Source organism: Lelliottia sp. AC1 (genome assembly GCF_023278595.1).
Classification (GTDB): Bacteria; Pseudomonadota; Gammaproteobacteria; order Enterobacterales; family Enterobacteriaceae; genus Enterobacter; species Enterobacter nimipressuralis.
In genome coordinates this window covers 4045664-4064642 of sequence record NZ_CP025699.1, presented here as the reverse complement: position 1 = coordinate 4064642, position 18979 = coordinate 4045664, and the positions used below count along the sequence as shown (strand labels likewise).

General features: G+C 56.5%; 15 protein-coding genes. 6 read left to right on the top strand and 9 right to left on the bottom strand.

What is annotated here, in order from left to right:
- The first annotated feature begins 80 nt into the window (after positions 1 to 80).
- Together malP and malQ are read left to right on the top strand one after the other, a co-directional pair.
- On the top strand, positions 81 to 2474 hold the full coding sequence (gene malP / locus C0560_RS19385) for a maltodextrin phosphorylase (RefSeq protein WP_102105325.1): 2394 nt from the start codon (positions 81 to 83) through the stop codon (positions 2472 to 2474).
- 9 nt (positions 2475 to 2483) lie between these two features.
- Positions 2484 to 4562: a 4-alpha-glucanotransferase gene (gene malQ, locus C0560_RS19380; protein ID WP_248859263.1), complete on the top strand. Its 2079-nt coding sequence runs from the start codon at positions 2484 to 2486 to the stop codon at positions 4560 to 4562.
- Positions 4563 to 4651: 89 nt separating this feature from the next.
- Here the strand turns inward: malQ and gntT are convergent, their stop codons facing one another.
- The 3 genes from gntT to gntX form a co-directional block, all read right to left on the bottom strand.
- Complete coding sequence (gntT, locus tag C0560_RS19375) at positions 4652 to 5968, bottom strand: gluconate transporter (protein WP_100778587.1); 1317 nt, start codon at positions 5966 to 5968, stop codon at positions 4652 to 4654.
- A 352-nt stretch (positions 5969 to 6320) separates the two neighbouring features.
- Complete coding sequence (gene nfuA / locus C0560_RS19370; RefSeq protein ID WP_100778588.1) at positions 6321 to 6896, bottom strand: Fe-S biogenesis protein NfuA; 576 nt, start codon at positions 6894 to 6896, stop codon at positions 6321 to 6323.
- A 61-nt stretch (positions 6897 to 6957) separates the two neighbouring features.
- Positions 6958 to 7641 carry a DNA utilization protein GntX gene (gene gntX / locus C0560_RS19365; protein ID WP_248859262.1) on the bottom strand — a complete coding sequence of 228 codons (684 nt, stop codon included), beginning with the start codon at positions 7639 to 7641 and terminating at the stop codon, positions 6958 to 6960.
- Positions 7642 to 7677: 36 nt separating this feature from the next.
- On the opposite strand from gntX, the gene bioH reads away from it, so the two are divergent.
- Positions 7678 to 8451 (top strand): pimeloyl-ACP methyl ester esterase BioH, encoded by a 774-nt coding sequence (gene bioH, locus C0560_RS19360; protein WP_248859261.1) that lies wholly within the window; start codon positions 7678 to 7680, stop codon positions 8449 to 8451.
- 112 nt (positions 8452 to 8563) lie between these two features.
- A complete protein-coding gene (locus tag C0560_RS19355; RefSeq protein WP_107704221.1) occupies positions 8564 to 8833 on the top strand; it encodes a YdgH/BhsA/McbA-like domain containing protein in 270 nt (89 codons plus the stop codon).
- 39 nt (positions 8834 to 8872) lie between these two features.
- Here the strand turns inward: C0560_RS19355 and feoC are convergent, their stop codons facing one another.
- The 5 genes from feoC to greB form a co-directional block, all read right to left on the bottom strand.
- Positions 8873 to 9109, bottom strand: coding sequence for a [Fe-S]-dependent transcriptional repressor FeoC (feoC, locus tag C0560_RS19350; RefSeq protein WP_248859260.1), 237 nt, complete (start codon positions 9107 to 9109; stop codon positions 8873 to 8875).
- An 11-nt stretch (positions 9110 to 9120) separates the two neighbouring features.
- Complete coding sequence (gene feoB, locus C0560_RS19345; protein WP_248859259.1) at positions 9121 to 11439, bottom strand: Fe(2+) transporter permease subunit FeoB; 2319 nt, start codon at positions 11437 to 11439, stop codon at positions 9121 to 9123.
- A gap of 30 nt (positions 11440 to 11469) precedes the next feature.
- Positions 11470 to 11697 carry a ferrous iron transporter A gene (gene feoA / locus C0560_RS19340; protein WP_100778593.1) on the bottom strand — a complete coding sequence of 76 codons (228 nt, stop codon included), beginning with the start codon at positions 11695 to 11697 and terminating at the stop codon, positions 11470 to 11472.
- A 343-nt stretch (positions 11698 to 12040) separates the two neighbouring features.
- Positions 12041 to 14368: a Tex family protein gene (locus tag C0560_RS19335; protein ID WP_248859258.1), complete on the bottom strand. Its 2328-nt coding sequence runs from the start codon at positions 14366 to 14368 to the stop codon at positions 12041 to 12043.
- An 86-nt stretch (positions 14369 to 14454) separates the two neighbouring features.
- Positions 14455 to 14928 carry a transcription elongation factor GreB gene (gene greB / locus C0560_RS19330; RefSeq protein ID WP_100778595.1) on the bottom strand — a complete coding sequence of 158 codons (474 nt, stop codon included), beginning with the start codon at positions 14926 to 14928 and terminating at the stop codon, positions 14455 to 14457.
- A gap of 232 nt (positions 14929 to 15160) precedes the next feature.
- Between greB and ompR the strand changes: the two genes are divergently transcribed.
- Both ompR and envZ read left to right on the top strand, forming a co-directional pair.
- Entirely contained in the window at positions 15161 to 15880 is a 720-nt protein-coding gene (ompR, locus tag C0560_RS19325) for a two-component system response regulator OmpR (protein WP_001157751.1), read from the top strand.
- Complete coding sequence (envZ, locus tag C0560_RS19320; protein ID WP_100778596.1) at positions 15877 to 17223, top strand: two-component system sensor histidine kinase EnvZ; 1347 nt, start codon at positions 15877 to 15879, stop codon at positions 17221 to 17223. Before ompR ends, envZ begins: the two co-directional genes overlap by 4 nt.
- Before the next feature lie 88 nt (positions 17224 to 17311).
- Here envZ and pckA read toward each other — a convergent pair whose 3' ends face one another.
- On the bottom strand, positions 17312 to 18931 hold the full coding sequence (gene pckA, locus C0560_RS19315) for a phosphoenolpyruvate carboxykinase (ATP) (protein WP_123429790.1): 1620 nt from the start codon (positions 18929 to 18931) through the stop codon (positions 17312 to 17314).
- Positions 18932 to 18979 lie beyond the last annotated feature (48 nt).

Genomic DNA, 18979 nt, shown 5'->3' with positions numbered 1-18979 from the left:
GGCAGGAGGAGGAAGAGCCGGAATGAGCCTGGCACACTAGCGCCATTATCTTTTCTTTCTCTACAGGATGCCGATTCCCTATGTCTCAGCCTACCTTCAACAAAGCTCAATTTCAGGCTGCCCTGACGCGTCAGTGGCAGCGATTTGGTTTGTCTGCAGCCGAAGACATGACGTCTCATCAGTGGTGGCAGGCCGTGAGCGGCGCGCTGGCCGAACTGCTCAGTGCTCAGCCTGCGGCGAAGCCGGTGAAAAACCAGCGTCATGTGAACTACATCTCGATGGAGTTCCTGATCGGTCGTCTGACCGGCAACAACCTACTGAACCTCGGCTGGTATCAGGAGGTGAGCGACGTGCTCAGCGAGCACAGCGTTAACCTGACCGATCTGCTGGAAGAAGAGACCGACCCCGGTTTAGGTAACGGCGGGTTAGGGCGTCTGGCGGCCTGTTTCCTGGATTCCATGGCGACGGTGGGGCAATCCGCTATCGGGTATGGTCTGAACTACCAGTACGGCCTGTTCCGTCAGTCCTTTAACGACGGGAATCAGATTGAAGCGCCGGACGACTGGCATCGCGGCAGCTATCCGTGGTTCCGCCACAACGCACAGCTCGATGTGCAGGTGGGTATCGGCGGGAAAGTGTCTAAACAGGGCCACTGGGAGCCGGGTTTTGTGATCACCGGTGAAGCCTGGGATCTGCCGGTGCTGGGCTATCGCAACGGCGTGGCGCAGCCGCTACGTCTGTGGCAGGCGAAGCACGCCCATCCGTTCAACCTGACCAAATTTAACGACGGCGATTTCCTGCGTGCCGAGCAGCAGGGTATCGACGCCGAAAAACTGACTAAAGTGCTCTACCCGAACGACAACCATCTGGCGGGCAAAAAGCTGCGCCTGATGCAGCAGTATTTCCAGTGCGCCTGTTCCGTGGCGGATATCCTGCGTCGCCATCATCTGGCGGGGCGTAAGCTGTCAGAGCTGGCGGATTACGAAGTGATTCAGCTCAACGATACCCACCCAACCATCGCGATTCCGGAACTGCTGCGCGTGCTGCTTGATGAGCACCAGCTGAGCTGGGACGCGGCCTGGGCAATCACCAGCAAAACCTTCGCCTACACCAACCACACCCTGATGCCTGAAGCGCTGGAGTGCTGGGATGAGAAACTGGTGAAAGCGCTGCTGCCGCGCCATATGCAGATCATCAATCAGATCAACGATCGGTTCAAAGTGCTGGTGACGAAAACCTGGCCGGGCGATAAAGCGGTCTGGGCGAAACTGGCGGTGGTGCACGACAAACAGGTCCGCATGGCGAACATGTGCGTGGTCAGCGGTTTTGCGGTGAACGGCGTAGCGGCGCTGCATTCGGATCTGGTGGTTAAAGATCTGTTCCCGGAATATCACCAGCTCTGGCCGAACAAATTCCATAACGTCACCAACGGCATTACGCCGCGTCGCTGGATCAAACAGTGCAACCCGGCTCTCGCCGCGCTGCTGGATAAAACGCTGAAGAAAGAGTGGGCCAACGATCTCGACCAGCTGATCAACCTGGAAAAACAGGCTGACGATGCCAAGTTCCGCCAGAAATACCAGGCCATCAAACAAGAGAACAAAGTGCGCCTCGCGGCGTTCGTGAAAGTGCGCACGGGGATTGAAATCAACCCGAACGCGATTTTTGATATCCAGATCAAACGCCTGCACGAGTACAAACGTCAGCACCTGAACCTGCTGCACATTCTGGCGCTGTACAAAGAGATCCGCGAAAACCCGAACGCGAACCGCGTGCCGCGCGTATTCCTTTTCGGTGCCAAAGCGGCGCCGGGCTACTACCTGGCGAAGAACATTATCCTCGCCATTAACAAAGTGGCTGAAGCGGTGAACAACGATCCGCAGGTGGGCGACAAGTTGAAAGTGGTATTCCTGCCGGATTACTGCGTGTCCGCAGCGGAAATGCTGATCCCGGCGGCGGATATCTCCGAGCAGATTTCGACTGCGGGCAAAGAGGCGTCCGGCACCGGTAACATGAAGCTGGCCCTGAACGGTGCCTTAACCGTCGGCACGCTGGACGGCGCGAACGTCGAAATCGCCGAGCAGGTGGGTGAAGAGAATATCTTTATCTTCGGTCACACGGTCGAGGAGGTGAAAGCCCTTAAAGCCAAAGGCTACGATCCGGTGAAATGGCGCAAGAAAGACAAGGTTCTGGATGCAGTGCTGAAGGAGCTGGAAAGCGGCAAATACAGCGACGGTGACAAACACGCCTTCGACCAGATGCTGCACAGCATCGGCAAACAGGGCGGCGATCCGTATCTGGTAATGGCTGATTTCGCGGCCTATGTTGAAGCGCAGAAGCAGGTGGATGTGCTGTACCGCGATCAGGACGCCTGGACGCGCGCATGTATTCTGAATACCGCGCGCTGTGGGATGTTCAGCTCTGACCGTTCAATCCGTGATTATCAGGCCCGTATCTGGCAGGCAAAACGCTAAGGAAGCGCGATGGACAGCAAACGTCTGGATAATGCCGCCCTGGCGGCGGGGATCAGCCCCAGTTACATCAATGCTCACGGCAAACCACAGTCAATTGGCGCTGAAACCAAACGACGTTTGCTGGACGCCATGCACAAAACAACGCCCGCAGCGAAAGCGGCGGTAGCGCCGGTGCCGGTGGTGAAGGTGTTCACAGCCGGTAAGAAGATGGCGCTGCTGGTGGAAGGCCGCGGCGAATTCAGCTGGTTGTTAACCACCGAAGAGGGCCAGCAGCATAAGGGCCATGCGACGGGCGGGAAAAATCTCACCCTTCCGGCAAAACTGCCGCACGGCTACCACACCCTGACGCTGACGCAGGATGATAAGCGCTATCACTGCCGGGTGATCATCGCGCCAAAACGCTGCTACGAGCCGCAGGCGCTGCTCGACGGAAAAAAGCTGTGGGGCGCCTGTGTGCAGCTTTACACGCTACGTTCGAATGAGAACTGGGGGATCGGCGATTTCGGCGATCTGAAAAATATGCTGGCGGAGGTGGGCAAGCGCGGCGGGGCGTTTATCGGCCTCAACCCGATCCATGCCCTCTATCCGGCGAACCCGGAAAGCGCCAGCCCGTATAGCCCGTCGTCCCGCCGTTGGCTGAATGTGATTTATATCGACGTCAACGCGCTGGAGGATTTCAGGAAAAGCAAAGAGGCCCAGGCGTGGTGGAATCTCACCACCACCCAGCAGACGCTGAAACAGGTGCGGGAAGCCGACTGGGTCGACTATGCGACGGTAACGGCCCTGAAAATGGCTGCCCTGCGTATGGCCTGGAAAGGCTTTGCAAAGCGCACGGACGACCAGATGAAAGCGTTCCGTCAGTTCGTCGCCCAGGAAGGCGAAAGCCTCTACTGGCAGGCGGCGTTTGACGCGCTGCATGCGTATCAGGTGAAAGAGGACGAAATGCGCTGGGGCTGGCCGGTGTGGCCGGAAGCCTATCAGTCGGTGGACTCCCCGGAGGTGAAAGCCTTTTGCAAGCAACACGCCGATGAAGTGGACTTTTTCCTGTGGCTGCAATGGCTGGCGTACAGTCAGTTTGCCGCCTGCTGGCAGGAGAGCCAGGGCTACGACATGCCGATTGGTCTGTATCGCGATCTGGCCGTAGGCGTGGCGGAAGGCGGAGCCGAAACCTGGTGCGACCGCGAGCTTTACTGCCTGAAAGCCTCCGTCGGCGCCCCGCCGGATATCCTCGGCCCGCTGGGACAGAACTGGGGATTGCCGCCGATGGACCCGCATGTGATGGTCGCGCGCGGGTACGAGCCGTTTATCGATTTGCTGCGCGCCAATATGCAAAACTGCGGCGCGCTGCGTATCGACCACGTGATGTCCGTGCTGCGCCTGTGGTGGATCCCTTACGGTGAAACGGCGGATCACGGTGCCTATGTGCATTACCCGGTGGACGATCTGCTGTCGATCCTCGCGCTGGAAAGTCAGCGTCACAACTGCATGGTGATTGGCGAAGATCTCGGGACCGTGCCGGTTGAAATCGTCAGTAAATTACGCGAGAGTGGCGTTTATTCATACAAAGTACTCTATTTCGAAAGTGACCATGAGAAGACGTTCCGTTCGCCGCAAGCGTACCCTCAACAATCAATGGCTGTCGCGACAACGCATGATCTTCCTACGCTGCGAGGCTACTGGGAGAGCGGTGATCTCACGCTCGGCAAAACGTTAGGGTTATATCCAGACGAAGTGGTGCTGCGCGGGCTGTATCAGGACCGCGAGCTGGCCAAACAGGGGCTACTGGATGCGCTGCACAAGCACGGCTGCCTGCCAAAACGCGCCGGGCATAAAGCCTCGCTGATGGCGATGACGGCAACCCTGAATCGCGGCATGCAGCGCTATATCGCCGACAGCAATAGCGCCCTGCTGGGCCTGCAACCCGAGGACTGGCTGGGAATGGCGGAGCCGGTGAACATTCCGGGCACCAGCTATCAGTACAAATACTGGCGGCGCAAGCTCTCCACCACCCTTGAAAAGATGTTTGCCGATGAGGGTGTGAACAAGCTGATTAAGGATTTGGATAAGCGCAGAAAAGCGAAGAAGTGATAAAAAAAGCCCGGCAAACATCATCAGTTTGCCGGGCTTTTAACGTTCTACGCCGGGTCAGGCGCAACCACCACCCGGCTTTTTTGTGCTTAAACCACCATCGCCAGCAGCAGACACCCAATCAGGCCGCACACCGAAATAATCGTTTCCAGCATCGACCAGGACTTGATGGTCTCGCCGATCGTCAGGTTGAAGTACTCCTTGAACAGCCAGAAGCCTGGATCGTTCACGTGGGAGAAGATGACGCTACCGGAACCCACCGCGATAACCATCAGCTCAGGGCTAACGCCCGTGGTGGCAATCAGTGGCGCTACAATACCGCCGGCAGTGATTGCCGCAACGGTTGCAGAACCCAGCGCGATACGCAGCACCGCAGCAATCGACCAGGCCATCAGGATTGGCGAAATGTTGGTTTCATGCATCATCGAGGCGATGTATTTGTCTACGCCGCTGTCGACCAGAACCTGCTTGAACGCACCGCCACCGCCGATAATCAGCAGCATCATGGCGATGATTTTGATGGAAGAGCCAAGCGTCTCGTTGATCTGATCCATGCTACGGCCACGGTTCAGACCGAAGGTGAAGAGGGCAATCAGAACCGCAATCAGCGTCGCCATCACCGGGTCACCGAGGAACTCTGCGACGGAGAGGAACGCGTGACCTTTTGGCAGCACCATTTCAGCAACTGCGCGCATCGCCATCAGCACAACCGGCACCAGAGAGGTCCAGACGCTGACGCCAAAGCTTGGCATTTCCGCTTCGGTGAAGGTTTTTGCGCTATACAGACCTTCCGGAATTGGCTTGTCGATACCTTTCAGGCAGCGTGCAAACACCGGGCCGGCCAGAATAACGGTTGGGATCGCCAGAATCGTACCGAACAGTAGGGTTTTACCCATATCCGCATGGAAGATGGTCGCGATAGCAGTTGGACCCGGGTGCGGCGGCAGGAAGCCGTGTGTAACGGACAGGGCAGCCGCCATCGGCACACCGACAAACAGCAGCGGAATGTTGGCGGCAGCCGCGATGGTGAAGACCAGCGGCAGCATCAGCACGAAGCCGACTTCATAGAACAGCGCGAAACCGACGGTAAAACCGGTTAACACCACCGCCCACTGAATGTGTTGTTTACCAAATTTGGCAATCAGCGTGGTCGCGATGCGCTGTGCACCACCGCAGTCTGCCAGCATTTTACCGAGCATGGCACCGAAGCCCATGATCAGCGCCAGGCTACCGAGCGTTCCGCCCACACCTGCTTTAATTGAGCTGATGACTTTCACCAGCGGCATCCCTTGCATCAGACCCACTGCAAGTGCCACCAGAACCAGAGCGATGAAGCCGTTCAGTTTGAAACGGATCATCAAGAGCAGTAATAAGACAACACCGATAGCGACAATAACTAATGGCATGATTAACCTGGCCTTTCAATTGTTATGGGTAACGTCATTGTTTCAACGACAATTTCCGATTGTCCCAACCGGGAACAGAGAATTAACGGCACTAATACTGATTGCCTGCGAAACTAATAAGTTTAGTCGGCTGTTATGAGGATGCTTAGTGCCCACGCGAATGATACGGGTAACATGTGCAGATTGAGAATCACCCAGGCAGGCAAAATTTGAATTATGAGACGCAGGTCAACATATGGGGCGGGGAGCGACGGGCAAACAAAAGCCGGGAGGCGAAATCGCCTTACCCGGCCTGGGATCTGATTTAACGGCCCGGCTCGCTGCGCGGCACCGGGTAAAAAAAGACGGGAACTTAGTAGTAAGAGTGCTCGCCGCGCTGGTGTTCGGTGAGATCGCGTACGCCTTTCAGTTCCGGGAACTCGTTCAGCATCTGCTTCTCGATCCCTTCTTTCAGGGTCACGTCGACCATGGAACAGCCGTTACAGCCGCCGCCGAACTGCAGGATTGCCAGACCGTCTTCGGTGATCTCCATCAGCGTGACTTTACCGCCGTGGCCGGCCAGCTGCGGGTTGATCTGGGATTGCAGCAGATACTCTACGCGCTCCATCAGCGGCGCATCATCAGACACTTTACGCATTTTGGCGTTTGGTGCTTTCAGCGTCAGCTGAGAACCCAGCTGATCGGTGACGAAATCGATCTCGGCGTCATCAAGGTATGGCGCGCTTAACTCATCGACATAGGCGGTGAGCTGCTCAAATTTAAGGGCAGTGTCAGATGCTTCCACAGCGTCCGGAGGACAATAAGAGACACCGCATTCTGCATTCGGAGTGCCTGGATTAATCACAAACACGCGGATCTGCGTCCCTTCTTCCTGATTTGCCAGCAGTTTGGCAAAGTGTGATTGTGCAGAATCGGAAATACGGATCATAGCTTTGGCCTAATAGTTGACTAAATTACCTGGGTATAATAATACGCCCATCGGAAAAGGGCTACAAGGTACGACACAAACACCATACCTGAACCGTCGCTGCGCCGCTTTGCAAAAGCAGTCGGGAAAGCTCCGCCACGGTGCTGCCGGTTGTGACGACATCATCCACAATCGCGATATGGCGCCCCTTGACCGCTAAATCAAGGCGAAAGGCATTTTTTAGATTTCTTTTGCGCAACCGCGCGCTTAACCGGTGCTGAACGGCGGTTGCGTGTGTGCGTTTTAACGCGTCCGGTTGCCAGTCACAGCGTAACCAGCGGGAAAGAGGGCGACACAACAGGTCGCTCTGATTGTAGCCGCGACGCCAGTGACGTCGACGGTGCAACGGCACGCTGATAAGAAGATCCACGGCTGGTAACCCCCGTGAGCGCCGGGCCTGCAAAACGGCGAGTATCAGCAGGCGCGCCAGCGGCCCCGCCAGCTGCGTCTGACGAGAAAACTTAAACTGGTGGATCAGGCTGCTCAGGGGCTGAACGTAATTATCGACCGCCACCAGATCGCCCCACGGCGGCGGTTTTTGCAGGCATCGCCCGCAGGGGATATCGACGCGCGTTGCGGATAAACCGCACTGGGGGCAGCAGGGAGGTTGGCGCTCAAAGGCGCGCGTGCAGACGGAGCAGATCCCCCAGCGGCTCATCCTGAGCGGCATTCGGCATAGCCAGCACAAGCCGGGCACTGATAGCATGGGCAACTTCCTTGTTAAAAAAGAGAATCCTAACCGATGAACAATCTTTGGTGGCAGACCACGGGCACGGGAAATGTTGATCTTGTGCTGCTGCACGGATGGGGGCTGAACGCTGAAGTCTGGCATTGCATTCAGGAGGAACTGGCCTCGCAGTTTACGCTGCATTTGGTGGATCTGCCGGGATTTGGCCGCAGCCACGGGTTTGGCGCGATGCCTCTCAATGAGATGGCCCGGCATGTTCTGGAACGCGCGCCGCAAAAAGCTATCTGGCTCGGCTGGAGCCTGGGCGGGCTGGTGGCGAGCCAGATCGCCCTGACGCACCCGGCGCGCGTTCAGGCGCTGGTGACGGTCGCATCATCGCCTTGCTTTGCGGCGCGGGATGAGTGGCCGGGCATCAAGCCGGAGGTGTTGGCCGGTTTCCAGCAGCAGCTGAGCGAAGATTTCAAGCGGACGGTTGAGCGCTTTCTGGCGCTGCAAACTCTGGGAACCGAAACGGCGCGTCAGGATGCGCGAATGCTCAAAAACGCGGTGCTGGCACTTCCCATGCCGGAGGTTGAGGTGCTTAACGGTGGGCTGGAAATTCTGAAAACCGTCGACCTGCGTGAACCGCTGGCCGCGCTTTCAGTGCCGCATCTGCGAATCTACGGTTATCTGGATGGCCTGGTGCCGCGCAAAGTGGTGCCGATGCTGGATGCGTTATGGCCGAACAGCGAATCGAAGGTCATTGCCAAAGCCGCACATGCGCCTTTCGTCTCGCACCCCGAGGCGTTTTGCGACGCGCTAACGGCGTTAAGTCAGCGTTTAAACTGATTATTTACTGATCCACCTGGAAAAAGTTTCATACCGCAACAATACTTCAAATATCGTTGCGGAAGTTGAGCCTACGATAATCAAAACTACAAACCTATGGAGAGTAATGGTTATGAAACTTGTTACGGGAATTGTTACATCACTGGTTATTGGGTCTCTGTCATTTGGCGTATTTGCAGCGAAAGAGCTGGAAAAAGACAAAGTTAAAGAGATGAATCTGACCAAAATTGGCGAGATTACGACCTCAAATACGACTGCGCCAATGGATGCACGTAAAGAATTATCGAAAAAAGCCGATGAGCTGGGCGGTACATATTTTGTGGTGACCAGCGCGAACAAAGGTGAGAAAAACGTTCATGCAACGGCGGAAGTGTATAAATAACGGTGTTGCCGGGCGGCATAGGCTGCCCGGCAAATCGTATTAGCGCAGTGCCCACCACTCACGTAAGCAGGCTTTGCCTTCCGGACAGCTTTTGCAGCTACCGGTTAAACAACTATCCGCATCTTCCTGAATCCGCACGGCTTTACCCATCGCTTCCATTCGTTCGAGCATAGCATCGATCATCGGCTGCGGCGTATGCAGGGAAAGGCTCAACTGTCTGGCCTCCATTCGCCCCTGAAGAGCCAGTAAATCCCGAACCTGAATCATCGATGCCATCATCTCACCTCTTAGTGGCAGTCGCCCGCAGGGCTGTTACAGCAGTTTGCCGCAGTTTTATTCGTGGCCAGCAGGTTGACGTTCACGCGGCTACGGGCGCGGCGCAACAGGCCAATCAGCACGACGTTGAACAGCACCACCACCAGAATGCACACCAGACTGTAGCGCGGATGCTGGCTGAAGTTAGCCGCCTGGTAGAAGACGGTTGCCAGCGAGTAAGCGATGTTCAGCCCCCAGAGGACCGAGAAGCCCATCCAGCCGCGGCTGGATTCGCGGGCAATGGCTCCCATTACCGAAATGCATGGAATGTAGAGCAGAACGAAAATCAGATAGCTATACGCCGCTGAAGGGCTGCCAAATTTCTGGCTCATCACACCCATCGCACCGGTGGCCATTTCGCCGTCGCCTTTGCTGGCTTCGATAGGGTTTGCCAGTACGCTCAGGCTGATGGTGTCTTTCAGACTCTGCCAGGTTTCGTCCACGGCGCTGAGCAGCTCGTCACCGAGATGGAACTCAGCCGGGTTGAACTCCTCTTCCTGAATATTTTCCGCCGTATAGAGCGTGTTGAGCGTGCCGACCACCACCTCTTTTGCCATCGCACCGGTAAACAGCCCGACGGTGGCCTGCCAGTTATCCTCGTGAACGCCAATTGGCTTGAACAGCGGGGTGATGACGCGACTCACGGAAGCCAGCGCCGAGTCGTTGATGTTATCTGCCGCCTGGCCGCTGAGGGTAAAACTGTTCAGCGCGCTCAGGAAAATACTGACAATCACGATCACTTTACCGGCGCGCAGAACGAAGCCTTTCAGGCGCTGCCAGGTCTGGATCAACAGGCTTTTGATATGTGGCACGTGGTAAACCGGCAGCTCCATCACAAACGGCGACGCTTCGCCGCGCATGATGGTGTGCTTGAGCATCAGGCCGGTGAGAATCGCCATCACAATCCCCAGCAGGTAGAGGGAGAAGACCGCCAGTGCACCTTCCTGACCAAAGAACGCCGCCGCAAAGACCGCGAAGATCGCCAGACGCGCCCCGCAGGACATAAACGGCGCCATCATAATGGTCATCAGACGCTCACGCGGAGCATCCAGAGTACGTGCGCCCATCACCGACGGCACGTTACAGCCAAAGCCGACAATCAGCGGAACGAAGGATTTGCCCGGTAAGCCGAGCGCCTGCATCAGGCGGTCCATCACGAACGCCGCGCGGGCCATATAGCCGGAATCCTCAAGGAAGGAGAGGAACAGGTACATCATGCCGATCTGCGGCACCAGCGGCAGAACGGTGTTAATCCCGCCGCCCAGCCCCTGGGCGAGGAAAATCGTCAGCCACTCCGGGAAATGCAGGGTGTAGCCCAGCCATTGCAGACCGTGAATGAAGATCGCAACCGAGCCGACATCGAACAGTGGCTGCAGCGCACCGCCGATGTTGATAGCGAGCAGGAACATCACATACATCACCAGCAGGAAGATCGGCAAACCGAGGAAACGGTTCAGAATGATTTTATCCACCGCTGCGGTGAAACGGCTCGGCTCGGCGGTCAGGGTATTGCTGACCACTTCGCAAATGGCCGCGATACTTTGATAGCGCGCATCGGCGATATGCAGTGCCGGATCGTCCAGCTCGTCGCTCAGGCGTGCCAGCGACATCTCCAGACTCTCTGCGGCGTCGCCAGCGTAGCCCCGGCTATAGATATCGCCTTCCAGCATTTGTAGCCCAAGCCAGTTGCGCTGTTTTTGTGGCATCGCGTTGTTCATCTCGCCGGCCAGAATGCTGGCCTCGCGCACCAGCGGCTGCGGATAGTGAACCAGCTCCAGATCGGTATTGCCCGTATGGCGATCGACCGCCAGTTTCAGGGCATCAATCCCGCGCGCACGGGTCGAGACCAGCGGAATGACCGGGCAGCCGAGACGGGCGGAAAGCGCATCGATATCAATGCGAATTTTTTGCTTCTCGGCGATATCGAGCATATTCAGCGCCACGATGCACGGAATGCCCAGCTCCAGCAACTGTAGCGTCAGGTAGAGGTTACGCTCAAGATTGGAAGCATCGACGACGTTAATCAGTAAATCCGCATCGCCGCTCAGAATATAGTGACAGGCAATCTGCTCATCGAGAGAGGTCTGGGACGAAATGGTGGTGAGTGAATAGGTGCCAGGCAGGTCAACGAGGGTGACCTGATGATCGATTGTTGAAAACTGGCCTTCTTTACGTTCTACCGTGACGCCCGCCCAGTTACCGACACGCTGACGCGCACCCGTTAACTGATTAAATAAGGTTGTCTTGCCGGAATTAGGATTACCAATTAAGCCAATGGTTAATTTTTTCATTGTTTTAGACTCGGTATAACTGCTGGCGGTTTATCGGGCTAAAGCTTCGACTTCTAATAAGGCGAGGTCTTTCTTACGCAATACCAGATTGACGCGACGGGTTTCGATATGAATGGGATCGCCCAAGGGTGCAATGCGAACCACCTGGAATGATGATCCTGGCAGCATGCCTAACGACAGCAGTTTTTGACGATACGCCGGGCTAATTTCGCGGGCAAAACCGGTAATTTTCCAGGCACTGTCTGGTGTGAATTGCATAGAGACCACTTTTACCGAAGGTTAAATAATCAACAGGTTCATGATAATGAGAATGGTTTCTATCAGCAATATTTAAAATGTGACGGGATGTTCATATGAGGGGTAAATCGAGGACTGTTTGACCTTGCTCAATATTTATTGAGATGGAGCGTCAGGGATGAATAATTAAATTGTTAACTAAGTGATAATCGATGGTTTAAATATGGATATGCAATCGGTTCCATATTTAATAAATAATGAGTGAGTACATTCTTATTTATTTTAACTTTGTGGGGTCTGATTGCCGGGCGGGAACGTGTTTGCCCGGCCAGGGGATACACAGGCCGGGCAAATGTATTTAACGTTAGCGCTTCTTGCCCATCGCGGCGGCCAGCGCATCCATCATCGCGCTGTTACCGGCAGGCTGCGCCTGAGGGCGAGGTTTCGCGGCTTTCGCGTTTGGACGCGATTGCTCACGCGCACCACCTCCGTTGCTGCGGCGGGCGTTAGTTTCGCCTGGCTGCTCGTCGAGACGCATCGTGAGCGCGATACGCTTACGCTGCATATCCACTTCCAGCACTTTCACCTTCACGATATCGCCCGCTTTGACCACAGTGTGAGGGTCTTCCACGAACTTATCCGCCAGCGACGAGATATGCACCAGGCCATCCTGATGGACGCCGATGTCGACAAAGGCACCAAAGTTGGTGACGTTGGTGACCGCGCCTTCCAGCACCATGCCCGGCTGCAGATCCTTCATCGTCTCCACGCCTTCGGCGAATTTCGCCGTTTTGAACTCAGGGCGCGGATCGCGGCCTGGTTTTTCCAGCTCTTTGATGATGTCGGTTACGGTCGGCACACCGAATTTGTCGTCGGTGAAATCGACAGCTTTCAGATCGCGCAGGTTGGTGCTGTTGCCCATCAGATCTTTCAGGGCCTGCTGCGTGGCGGCCAGAATACGCTCCACGACCGGATAGGCTTCCGGGTGAACCGTAGAGGCGTCCAGCGGGTTATCGCCGTGGTTGATACGCAGGAAGCCCGCGCACTGTTCGAAGGCTTTCGGCCCCAGACGGCTCACTTTCAGCAGTTGCTGACGATTCTGGAACTGGCCGTTCTCATCGCGCCAGGCAACGATGTTCTGCGCCATCATGCGGGTTAAGCCCGCCACGCGGGTGAGCAGGGCGACGGAGGCGGTATTCAGGTCCACGCCGACGGCGTTCACGCAGTCTTCCACCACCGCATCCAGACGACGCGCCAGCTGAGTCTGGCTGACGTCGTGCTGATACTGGCCCACGCCGATGGATTTCGGATCGATTTTCACCAGCTCGGCCAGCGGGTCCTGCAGTCGACGGGCGATAGAGACCGCGCCGCGCAGGGAAACGTCCAGATCCGGGAACTCGAGCGCCGCCAGTTCGGACGCGGAATAGACCGACGCACCGGCTTCGCTGACGATCACCTTCTGCGCGGTCACTTTCGGGAACTGCTGCTGCACATCGAGGAAGAAACGTTCGGTTTCACGGGAGGCGGTGCCGTTACCAATCGCCACCAGCTCGACGTTGTATTTTTCACACAGGGCGGCAACCACAACGGCGGCTTTCGCGGCCTGGCCGGTATGTGGATAGATGGTATCAGTCGCGACCAGTTTGCCGGTGCCGTCGACGACGGCCACTTTCACGCCGGTACGCAGGCCCGGATCGAGACCCATCGTTGCGCGCAGGCCCGCCGGGGCGGCCATCAGCAGATCATGTAAGTTACGGGCAAAAACATTGATCGCTTCGTCTTCTGCGCGCTCGCGCACGGTGCCCATCAGTTCGGTTTCAAGGTGCATCAGCACTTTGATGCGCCAGGTCCAGCTCACCACGCCTTTGCGCCAGCTGTCTGCCGGGGCGTTATTCAGGCGCAGGCCGAGATGGTCGATAATAATCTGCTCGCAGTAGCTCTCTTTCGGCGGCTCGTCGAACTGCGGATCGGCATTGAGAGAGAGTTGCAGCACGCCTTCGTTGCGGCCACGGAACATGGCCAGCGCGCGGTGCGATGGGGCGGTTGAAATCGGTTCATGGTGATCGAAGTAGTCGCGGAATTTCGCGCCTTCCTCTTCTTTACCGCTCACGACGGTAGAGACGATGTGGGCATTTTTCCACAGGTAATCACGCACTTTGGAGAGCAGCGCGGCGTCTTCGGCAAAACGCTCCATCAGAATGTAGCGCGCGCCATCAAGGGCGGCTTTGGTGTCGGCCACGCCTTTTTCTGCATCGATAAATTTCGCGGCTTCCGTTTCGGGATCGTGCGACGGCGTCGTCCACAGCAGATCGGCTAGCGGCTCGAGGCCTGCTTCAATCGCAATCTGCCCGCGGGTGCGGCGCTTAGGTTTGTACGGCAGATAGAGGTCTTCCAGCTCGGTTTTGCTCATTGTGCCGTTGATGGCACCTGCCAGCGCATCGGTCAGTTTGCCCTGCTCGCCAATGGATTTGAGAATAGCCTGGCGACGGTCTTCCAGCTCACGCAGGTAGCCCAGACGGGTCTCCAGGTTGCGCAGCTGCGTGTCATCCAGACCGCCGGTGACTTCCTTACGATAACGTGCAATAAACGGCACGGTGTTCCCTTCATCAAGCAGGCGAACGGCAGCTTCTACCTGTTCGGCTCTGGCCTGAAGTTCACCCGCAATAATGCGGCAGAGCGAATCTTTCATCATGGCTTTGTCATCTGGTTTGTCGAAAAACAGGGGATAGTTATACGGACTGGCACGGCAAAATGCCAGTCGTGGAGGGCGCTCTCGGACTATTTAACGTACTCAATTTCGTTGACGTACCAGCTGGCTTCCCCGGCAGGTGTCTGGACGACGGCTAAATCGCCGACTTCCTTTTTCAGCAGCGCGCGGGCCATTGGCGAGTCGATTGAGATGTAATCCTTACGACCAAAAATTTCATCGTAGCCGACAATGCGAAAACGCCGGGTCGCACCGTCATCGTTCTCGATCTCCACCCATGCGCCGAAGAAGACTTTGCCTTCCTGCTGCGGCGAATAATCCACGATTCGCAGGTTCTCGAGGCATTTAGTCAGATAACGTACCCGGCGATCAATCTCGCGCAGGCGTTTTTTATTATACTGATAGTCAGCGTTCTCGCTGCGGTCGCCAAGACTGGCTGCCCAGGTCACTTTTTTGGTCACTTCCGGGCGCTCTTCCCGCCAGAGGTAATCCATCTCTTTTTTGAGTTTTTCGTACCCTTCGCGGGTGATCAGCGGCGTTTTCATGGGATGACCTTTAAGACTCTACTCAATGACAGACATTACGCACATTACGTACCACATAGCTTACCAGACAGGATTAATAATGATTTATGTGATGAAATGTGCAGATAAGCTCCTGTTAAATATGCTTTGTAACAATTTCGACTAGAATTTATACCAGATTTAGCTGGTCGTAGACGTGCACTTTTTTAGAATACGTACTGAAACACTATCCGGGCCTTTGGGAGTACATACAATGCAAGAGAACTATAAAATTCTGGTCGTGGATGACGACATGCGCCTGCGTGCGCTGCTGGAGCGTTATCTGACCGAGCAGGGCTTCCAGGTTCGAAGCGTGGCGAACGCCGAGCAAATGGATCGCCTGCTTACCCGTGAATCGTTCCACCTGATGGTGCTCGATTTAATGCTTCCTGGCGAAGACGGGCTCTCCATCTGCCGTCGTCTGCGCAGCCAGAGCAATCCGATGCCGATCATTATGGTGACGGCGAAAGGGGAAGAAGTTGACCGTATCGTGGGCCTGGAAATTGGCGCCGACGACTACATTCCTAAACCGTTTAACCCGCGTGAGCTGCTGGCGCGTATCCGTGCTGTGCTTCGTCGTCAGGCGAACGAACTGCCGGGCGCACCGTCTCAGGAAGAAGCGGTAATTGCCTTCGGTAAGTTCAAGCTGAACCTCGGCACCCGCGAAATGTTCCGTGAAGATGAGCCGATGCCACTCACTAGCGGTGAATTTGCGGTGCTGAAAGCGCTGGTCAGCCATCCGCGTGAGCCGCTGTCCCGCGACAAACTGATGAACCTGGCACGCGGTCGCGAATACTCCGCCATGGAGCGTTCCATCGACGTACAGATCTCCCGTCTGCGCCGTATGGTCGAAGAAGATCCTGCGCATCCTCGTTATATTCAGACCGTCTGGGGTCTGGGCTACGTCTTCGTGCCGGACGGTTCTAAGGCATGAAGCGAATGCGCTTTTCACCGCGCAGCTCGTTTGCCCGTACCCTGTTACTGATCGTCACCCTGCTGTTCGTCAGCCTGGTGACGACGTATCTGGTGGTGCTGAACTTCGCGATTCTGCCAAGCCTGCAGCAGTTTAATAAGGTGTTAGCCTACGAAGTCCGTATGCTGATGACCGATAAACTGCAGCTTGAGGACGGCACGCAGCTGGTGGTGCCTCCGGCGTTCCGCCGTGAGATTTATCGTGAGCTGGGCATTTCGCTGTACTCAAACGAGGCGGCGGAAGACGCAGGTCTGCGCTGGGCGCAACACTACGAATTCTTAAGCCAGCAGATGGCGCAGCAGCTGGGCGGCCCAACGGAAGTGCGCGTTGAGGTCAACAAAAGCTCGCCGGTCGTCTGGCTGAAAACCTGGCTGTCACCCAATATCTGGGTGCGCGTCCCGCTGACCGAAATCCATCAGGGCGATTTCTCGCCGCTGTTCCGCTACACCCTGGCGATTATGCTGATGGCGATAGGTGGCGCGTGGCTGTTTATCCGAATACAAAACCGACCCTTGGTCGATCTTGAGCATGCGGCCCTGCAGGTGGGGAAAGGTATTATTCCGCCGCCGCTGCGCGAATACGGTGCTTCTGAGGTGCGTTCGGTGACGCGCGCGTTCAACCATATGGCGGCAGGGGTGAAGCAGCTGGCAGACGATCGTACGCTGCTGATGGCGGGCGTAAGTCACGATCTGCGCACACCGCTGACGCGCATTCGCCTGGCGACAGAGATGATGGGCGAAGAGGACGGTTATCTCGCGGAGTCCATCAACAAGGATATCGAAGAGTGTAACGCCATCATCGAGCAGTTCATCGATTACCTGCGTACCGGTCAGGAGATGCCGATGGAGATGGCAGATCTCAACGGAGTGCTGGGCGAAGTGGTGGCCGCAGAGAGTGGTTACGAGCGTGAAATCGATACGGCACTGCAGCCGGGCGAAATTCAGGTGCGTATGCACCCGCTCTCCATCAAGCGCGCGGTCGCCAATATGGTGGTCAACGCGGCGCGCTACGGCAACGGCTGGATCAAAGTCAGCAGCGGCTCCGAACTGAATCGCGCCTGGTTCCAGGTGGAAGATGACGGTCCGGGGATCAAGCCTGAACAGCGTAAACATCTGTTCCAGCCGTTTGTACGCGGCGACAGCGCGCGCAGTACCAGTGGCACCGGATTAGGGCTGGCGATTGTGCAGCGTATTGTGGATAACCATAACGGGCTGCTGGAGATTGGTACCAGCGAACGGGGTGGGTTGAGCATCCGCGCGTGGCTGCCGGTTCCGGTGACGCGGGGGCAGGTGAAAGAGAGTTAAAAAAAGCCGGGTGGCGTTACCCTTACCCGGCCTTCTCATGCTTTATAGTTCGGGTGAGCGCAGCGCCACCCGACACTATTTAAGCTTCTTACAGCTTCGGTCCCGCACTCACCAACGCCGCACCTGCTGGCGTATCGGTGTACTTCTCAAAGTTCTCAATAAACAGCTTCGCAAGGGCTTCTGCCTTCTCCTGCCACTGTTCCGGTGAGCCGTAGGTATTACGCGGGTCGAGGATATGGGTATCCACGCCCGGCAACGCCGTTGGGATTGCCAGATCGAACATCGGCAGGGTGAAGGTTTCCGCATCGTCCAGCGAGCCATCGATAATCGCGTCGATAATGGCGCGCGTATCTTTGATGGAAATACGTTTCCCCGTTCCGTTCCAGCCGGTGTTCACCAGATAAGCCTGCGCGCCTGCAGCCTGCATGCGTTTCACCAGCACTTCTGCGTACTGCGTCGGGTGCAGCGACAGGAACGCCGCGCCGAAACAGGCGGAGAAGGTTGGGGTTGGCTCCGTCACACCGCGCTCAGTGCCCGCCAGTTTCGCGGTAAAGCCCGACAGGAAGTGATACTGCGTCTGGCTGGCTGTCAGACGAGAGACCGGTGGCAGCACGCCAAAGGCATCGGCGGTCAGGAAGATCACCTTCGAGGCGTGGCCCGCTTTGGAGACCGGCTTGACGATGTTATCGATGTGATAGATCGGATACGACACGCGGGTGTTTTCGGTCTTCGAGGCATCGTCAAAATCAACGGTACCATCGGCGAGCACGGTGACGTTTTCCAGCAGCGCATCGCGGCGGATGGCACCGTAAATGTCCGGCTCGGCTTCGGCCGACAGACGGATCGTTTTGGCGTAGCAGCCGCCTTCGAAGTTGAACACGCCGTCGTCGTCCCAGCCGTGTTCATCGTCGCCAATCAACCGGCGCTTAGGATCGGTGGAGAGGGTGGTTTTCCCGGTCCCGGAGAGACCAAAGAACACGGCCACGTCACCGTCTTCGCCCACGTTAGCGGAGCAGTGCATGGAGGCAATGCCCTGTAGCGGCAGCAGGTAGTTCATCACCGAGAACATCCCTTTCTTCATTTCGCCACCGTACCAGGTGCCACCAATCAGTTGGACGCGCTCGGTCAGGTTGAAGGCAATGAAGTTTTCCGAGTTCAGGCCCTGCTCTTTCCACTGCGGGTTGGTGCATTTCGCGCCGTTCATGACGATGAAATCAGGCTCGAAATCCTGTAACTCTTCATCGGACGGACGAATAAACATGTTCTTCACGAAATGCGCCTGCCAGGCGACTTCGGTGATAAAGCGAACGGAGAGGCGAGTGTCGGCATTGGCGCCACAGAAGGCATCAACAATAAACAATCGCTTGCCGGAGAGTTGATTCGTGACGAGTCCTTTCAGATGCTGCCAGGTTTCCTGGGAGAGCGGCTTGTTGTCGTTCTTCCCTTTGCCCTTATCTGCCCACCACAGCGTATCGCGGGTAGTGTCGTCACGGACGATATACTTATCTTTCGGCGAACGGCCGGTAAAAATCCCGGTGTCCACGGCGATAGCACCAGTGTTCGTCAACACACCTCGCTCGTATCCTTCCAGTGCTGGATTGAGCTCTTCCTGATACAGCGTATCGTAATCGGGGTTGTAGACGATTTCCTGGACGTCGTTGATACCATAAGCCTTGAGATCTTGCGGGGTTAAGTCTTTAACGCGCATGTCACTGCTCCTTAGCCAATATGTACTGCCTGAAATTGTAGGGTTTTT

Coding starts and splice junctions, on each gene's coding strand:
- malP (WP_102105325.1), top strand. CDS start 81: ATGTCTCAGCCTACCTTCAACAAAGCTCAATTTCAGGCTGCCCTGACG.
- malQ (WP_248859263.1), top strand. CDS start 2,484: ATGGACAGCAAACGTCTGGATAATGCCGCCCTGGCGGCGGGGATCAGC.
- gntT (WP_100778587.1), bottom strand. CDS start 5,968: ATGCCATTAGTTATTGTCGCTATCGGTGTTGTCTTATTACTGCTCTTG.
- nfuA (WP_100778588.1), bottom strand. CDS start 6,896: ATGATCCGTATTTCCGATTCTGCACAATCACACTTTGCCAAACTGCTG.
- gntX (WP_248859262.1), bottom strand. CDS start 7,641: ATGCTATCAGTGCCCGGCTTGTGCTGGCTATGCCGAATGCCGCTCAGG.
- bioH (WP_248859261.1), top strand. CDS start 7,678: ATGAACAATCTTTGGTGGCAGACCACGGGCACGGGAAATGTTGATCTT.
- C0560_RS19355 (WP_107704221.1), top strand. CDS start 8,564: ATGAAACTTGTTACGGGAATTGTTACATCACTGGTTATTGGGTCTCTG.
- feoC (WP_248859260.1), bottom strand. CDS start 9,109: ATGGCATCGATGATTCAGGTTCGGGATTTACTGGCTCTTCAGGGGCGA.
- feoB (WP_248859259.1), bottom strand. CDS start 11,439: ATGAAAAAATTAACCATTGGCTTAATTGGTAATCCTAATTCCGGCAAG.
- feoA (WP_100778593.1), bottom strand. CDS start 11,697: ATGCAATTCACACCAGACAGTGCCTGGAAAATTACCGGTTTTGCCCGC.
- C0560_RS19335 (WP_248859258.1), bottom strand. CDS start 14,368: ATGATGAAAGATTCGCTCTGCCGCATTATTGCGGGTGAACTTCAGGCC.
- greB (WP_100778595.1), bottom strand. CDS start 14,928: ATGAAAACGCCGCTGATCACCCGCGAAGGGTACGAAAAACTCAAAAAA.
- ompR (WP_001157751.1), top strand. CDS start 15,161: ATGCAAGAGAACTATAAAATTCTGGTCGTGGATGACGACATGCGCCTG.
- envZ (WP_100778596.1), top strand. CDS start 15,877: ATGAAGCGAATGCGCTTTTCACCGCGCAGCTCGTTTGCCCGTACCCTG.
- pckA (WP_123429790.1), bottom strand. CDS start 18,931: ATGCGCGTTAAAGACTTAACCCCGCAAGATCTCAAGGCTTATGGTATC.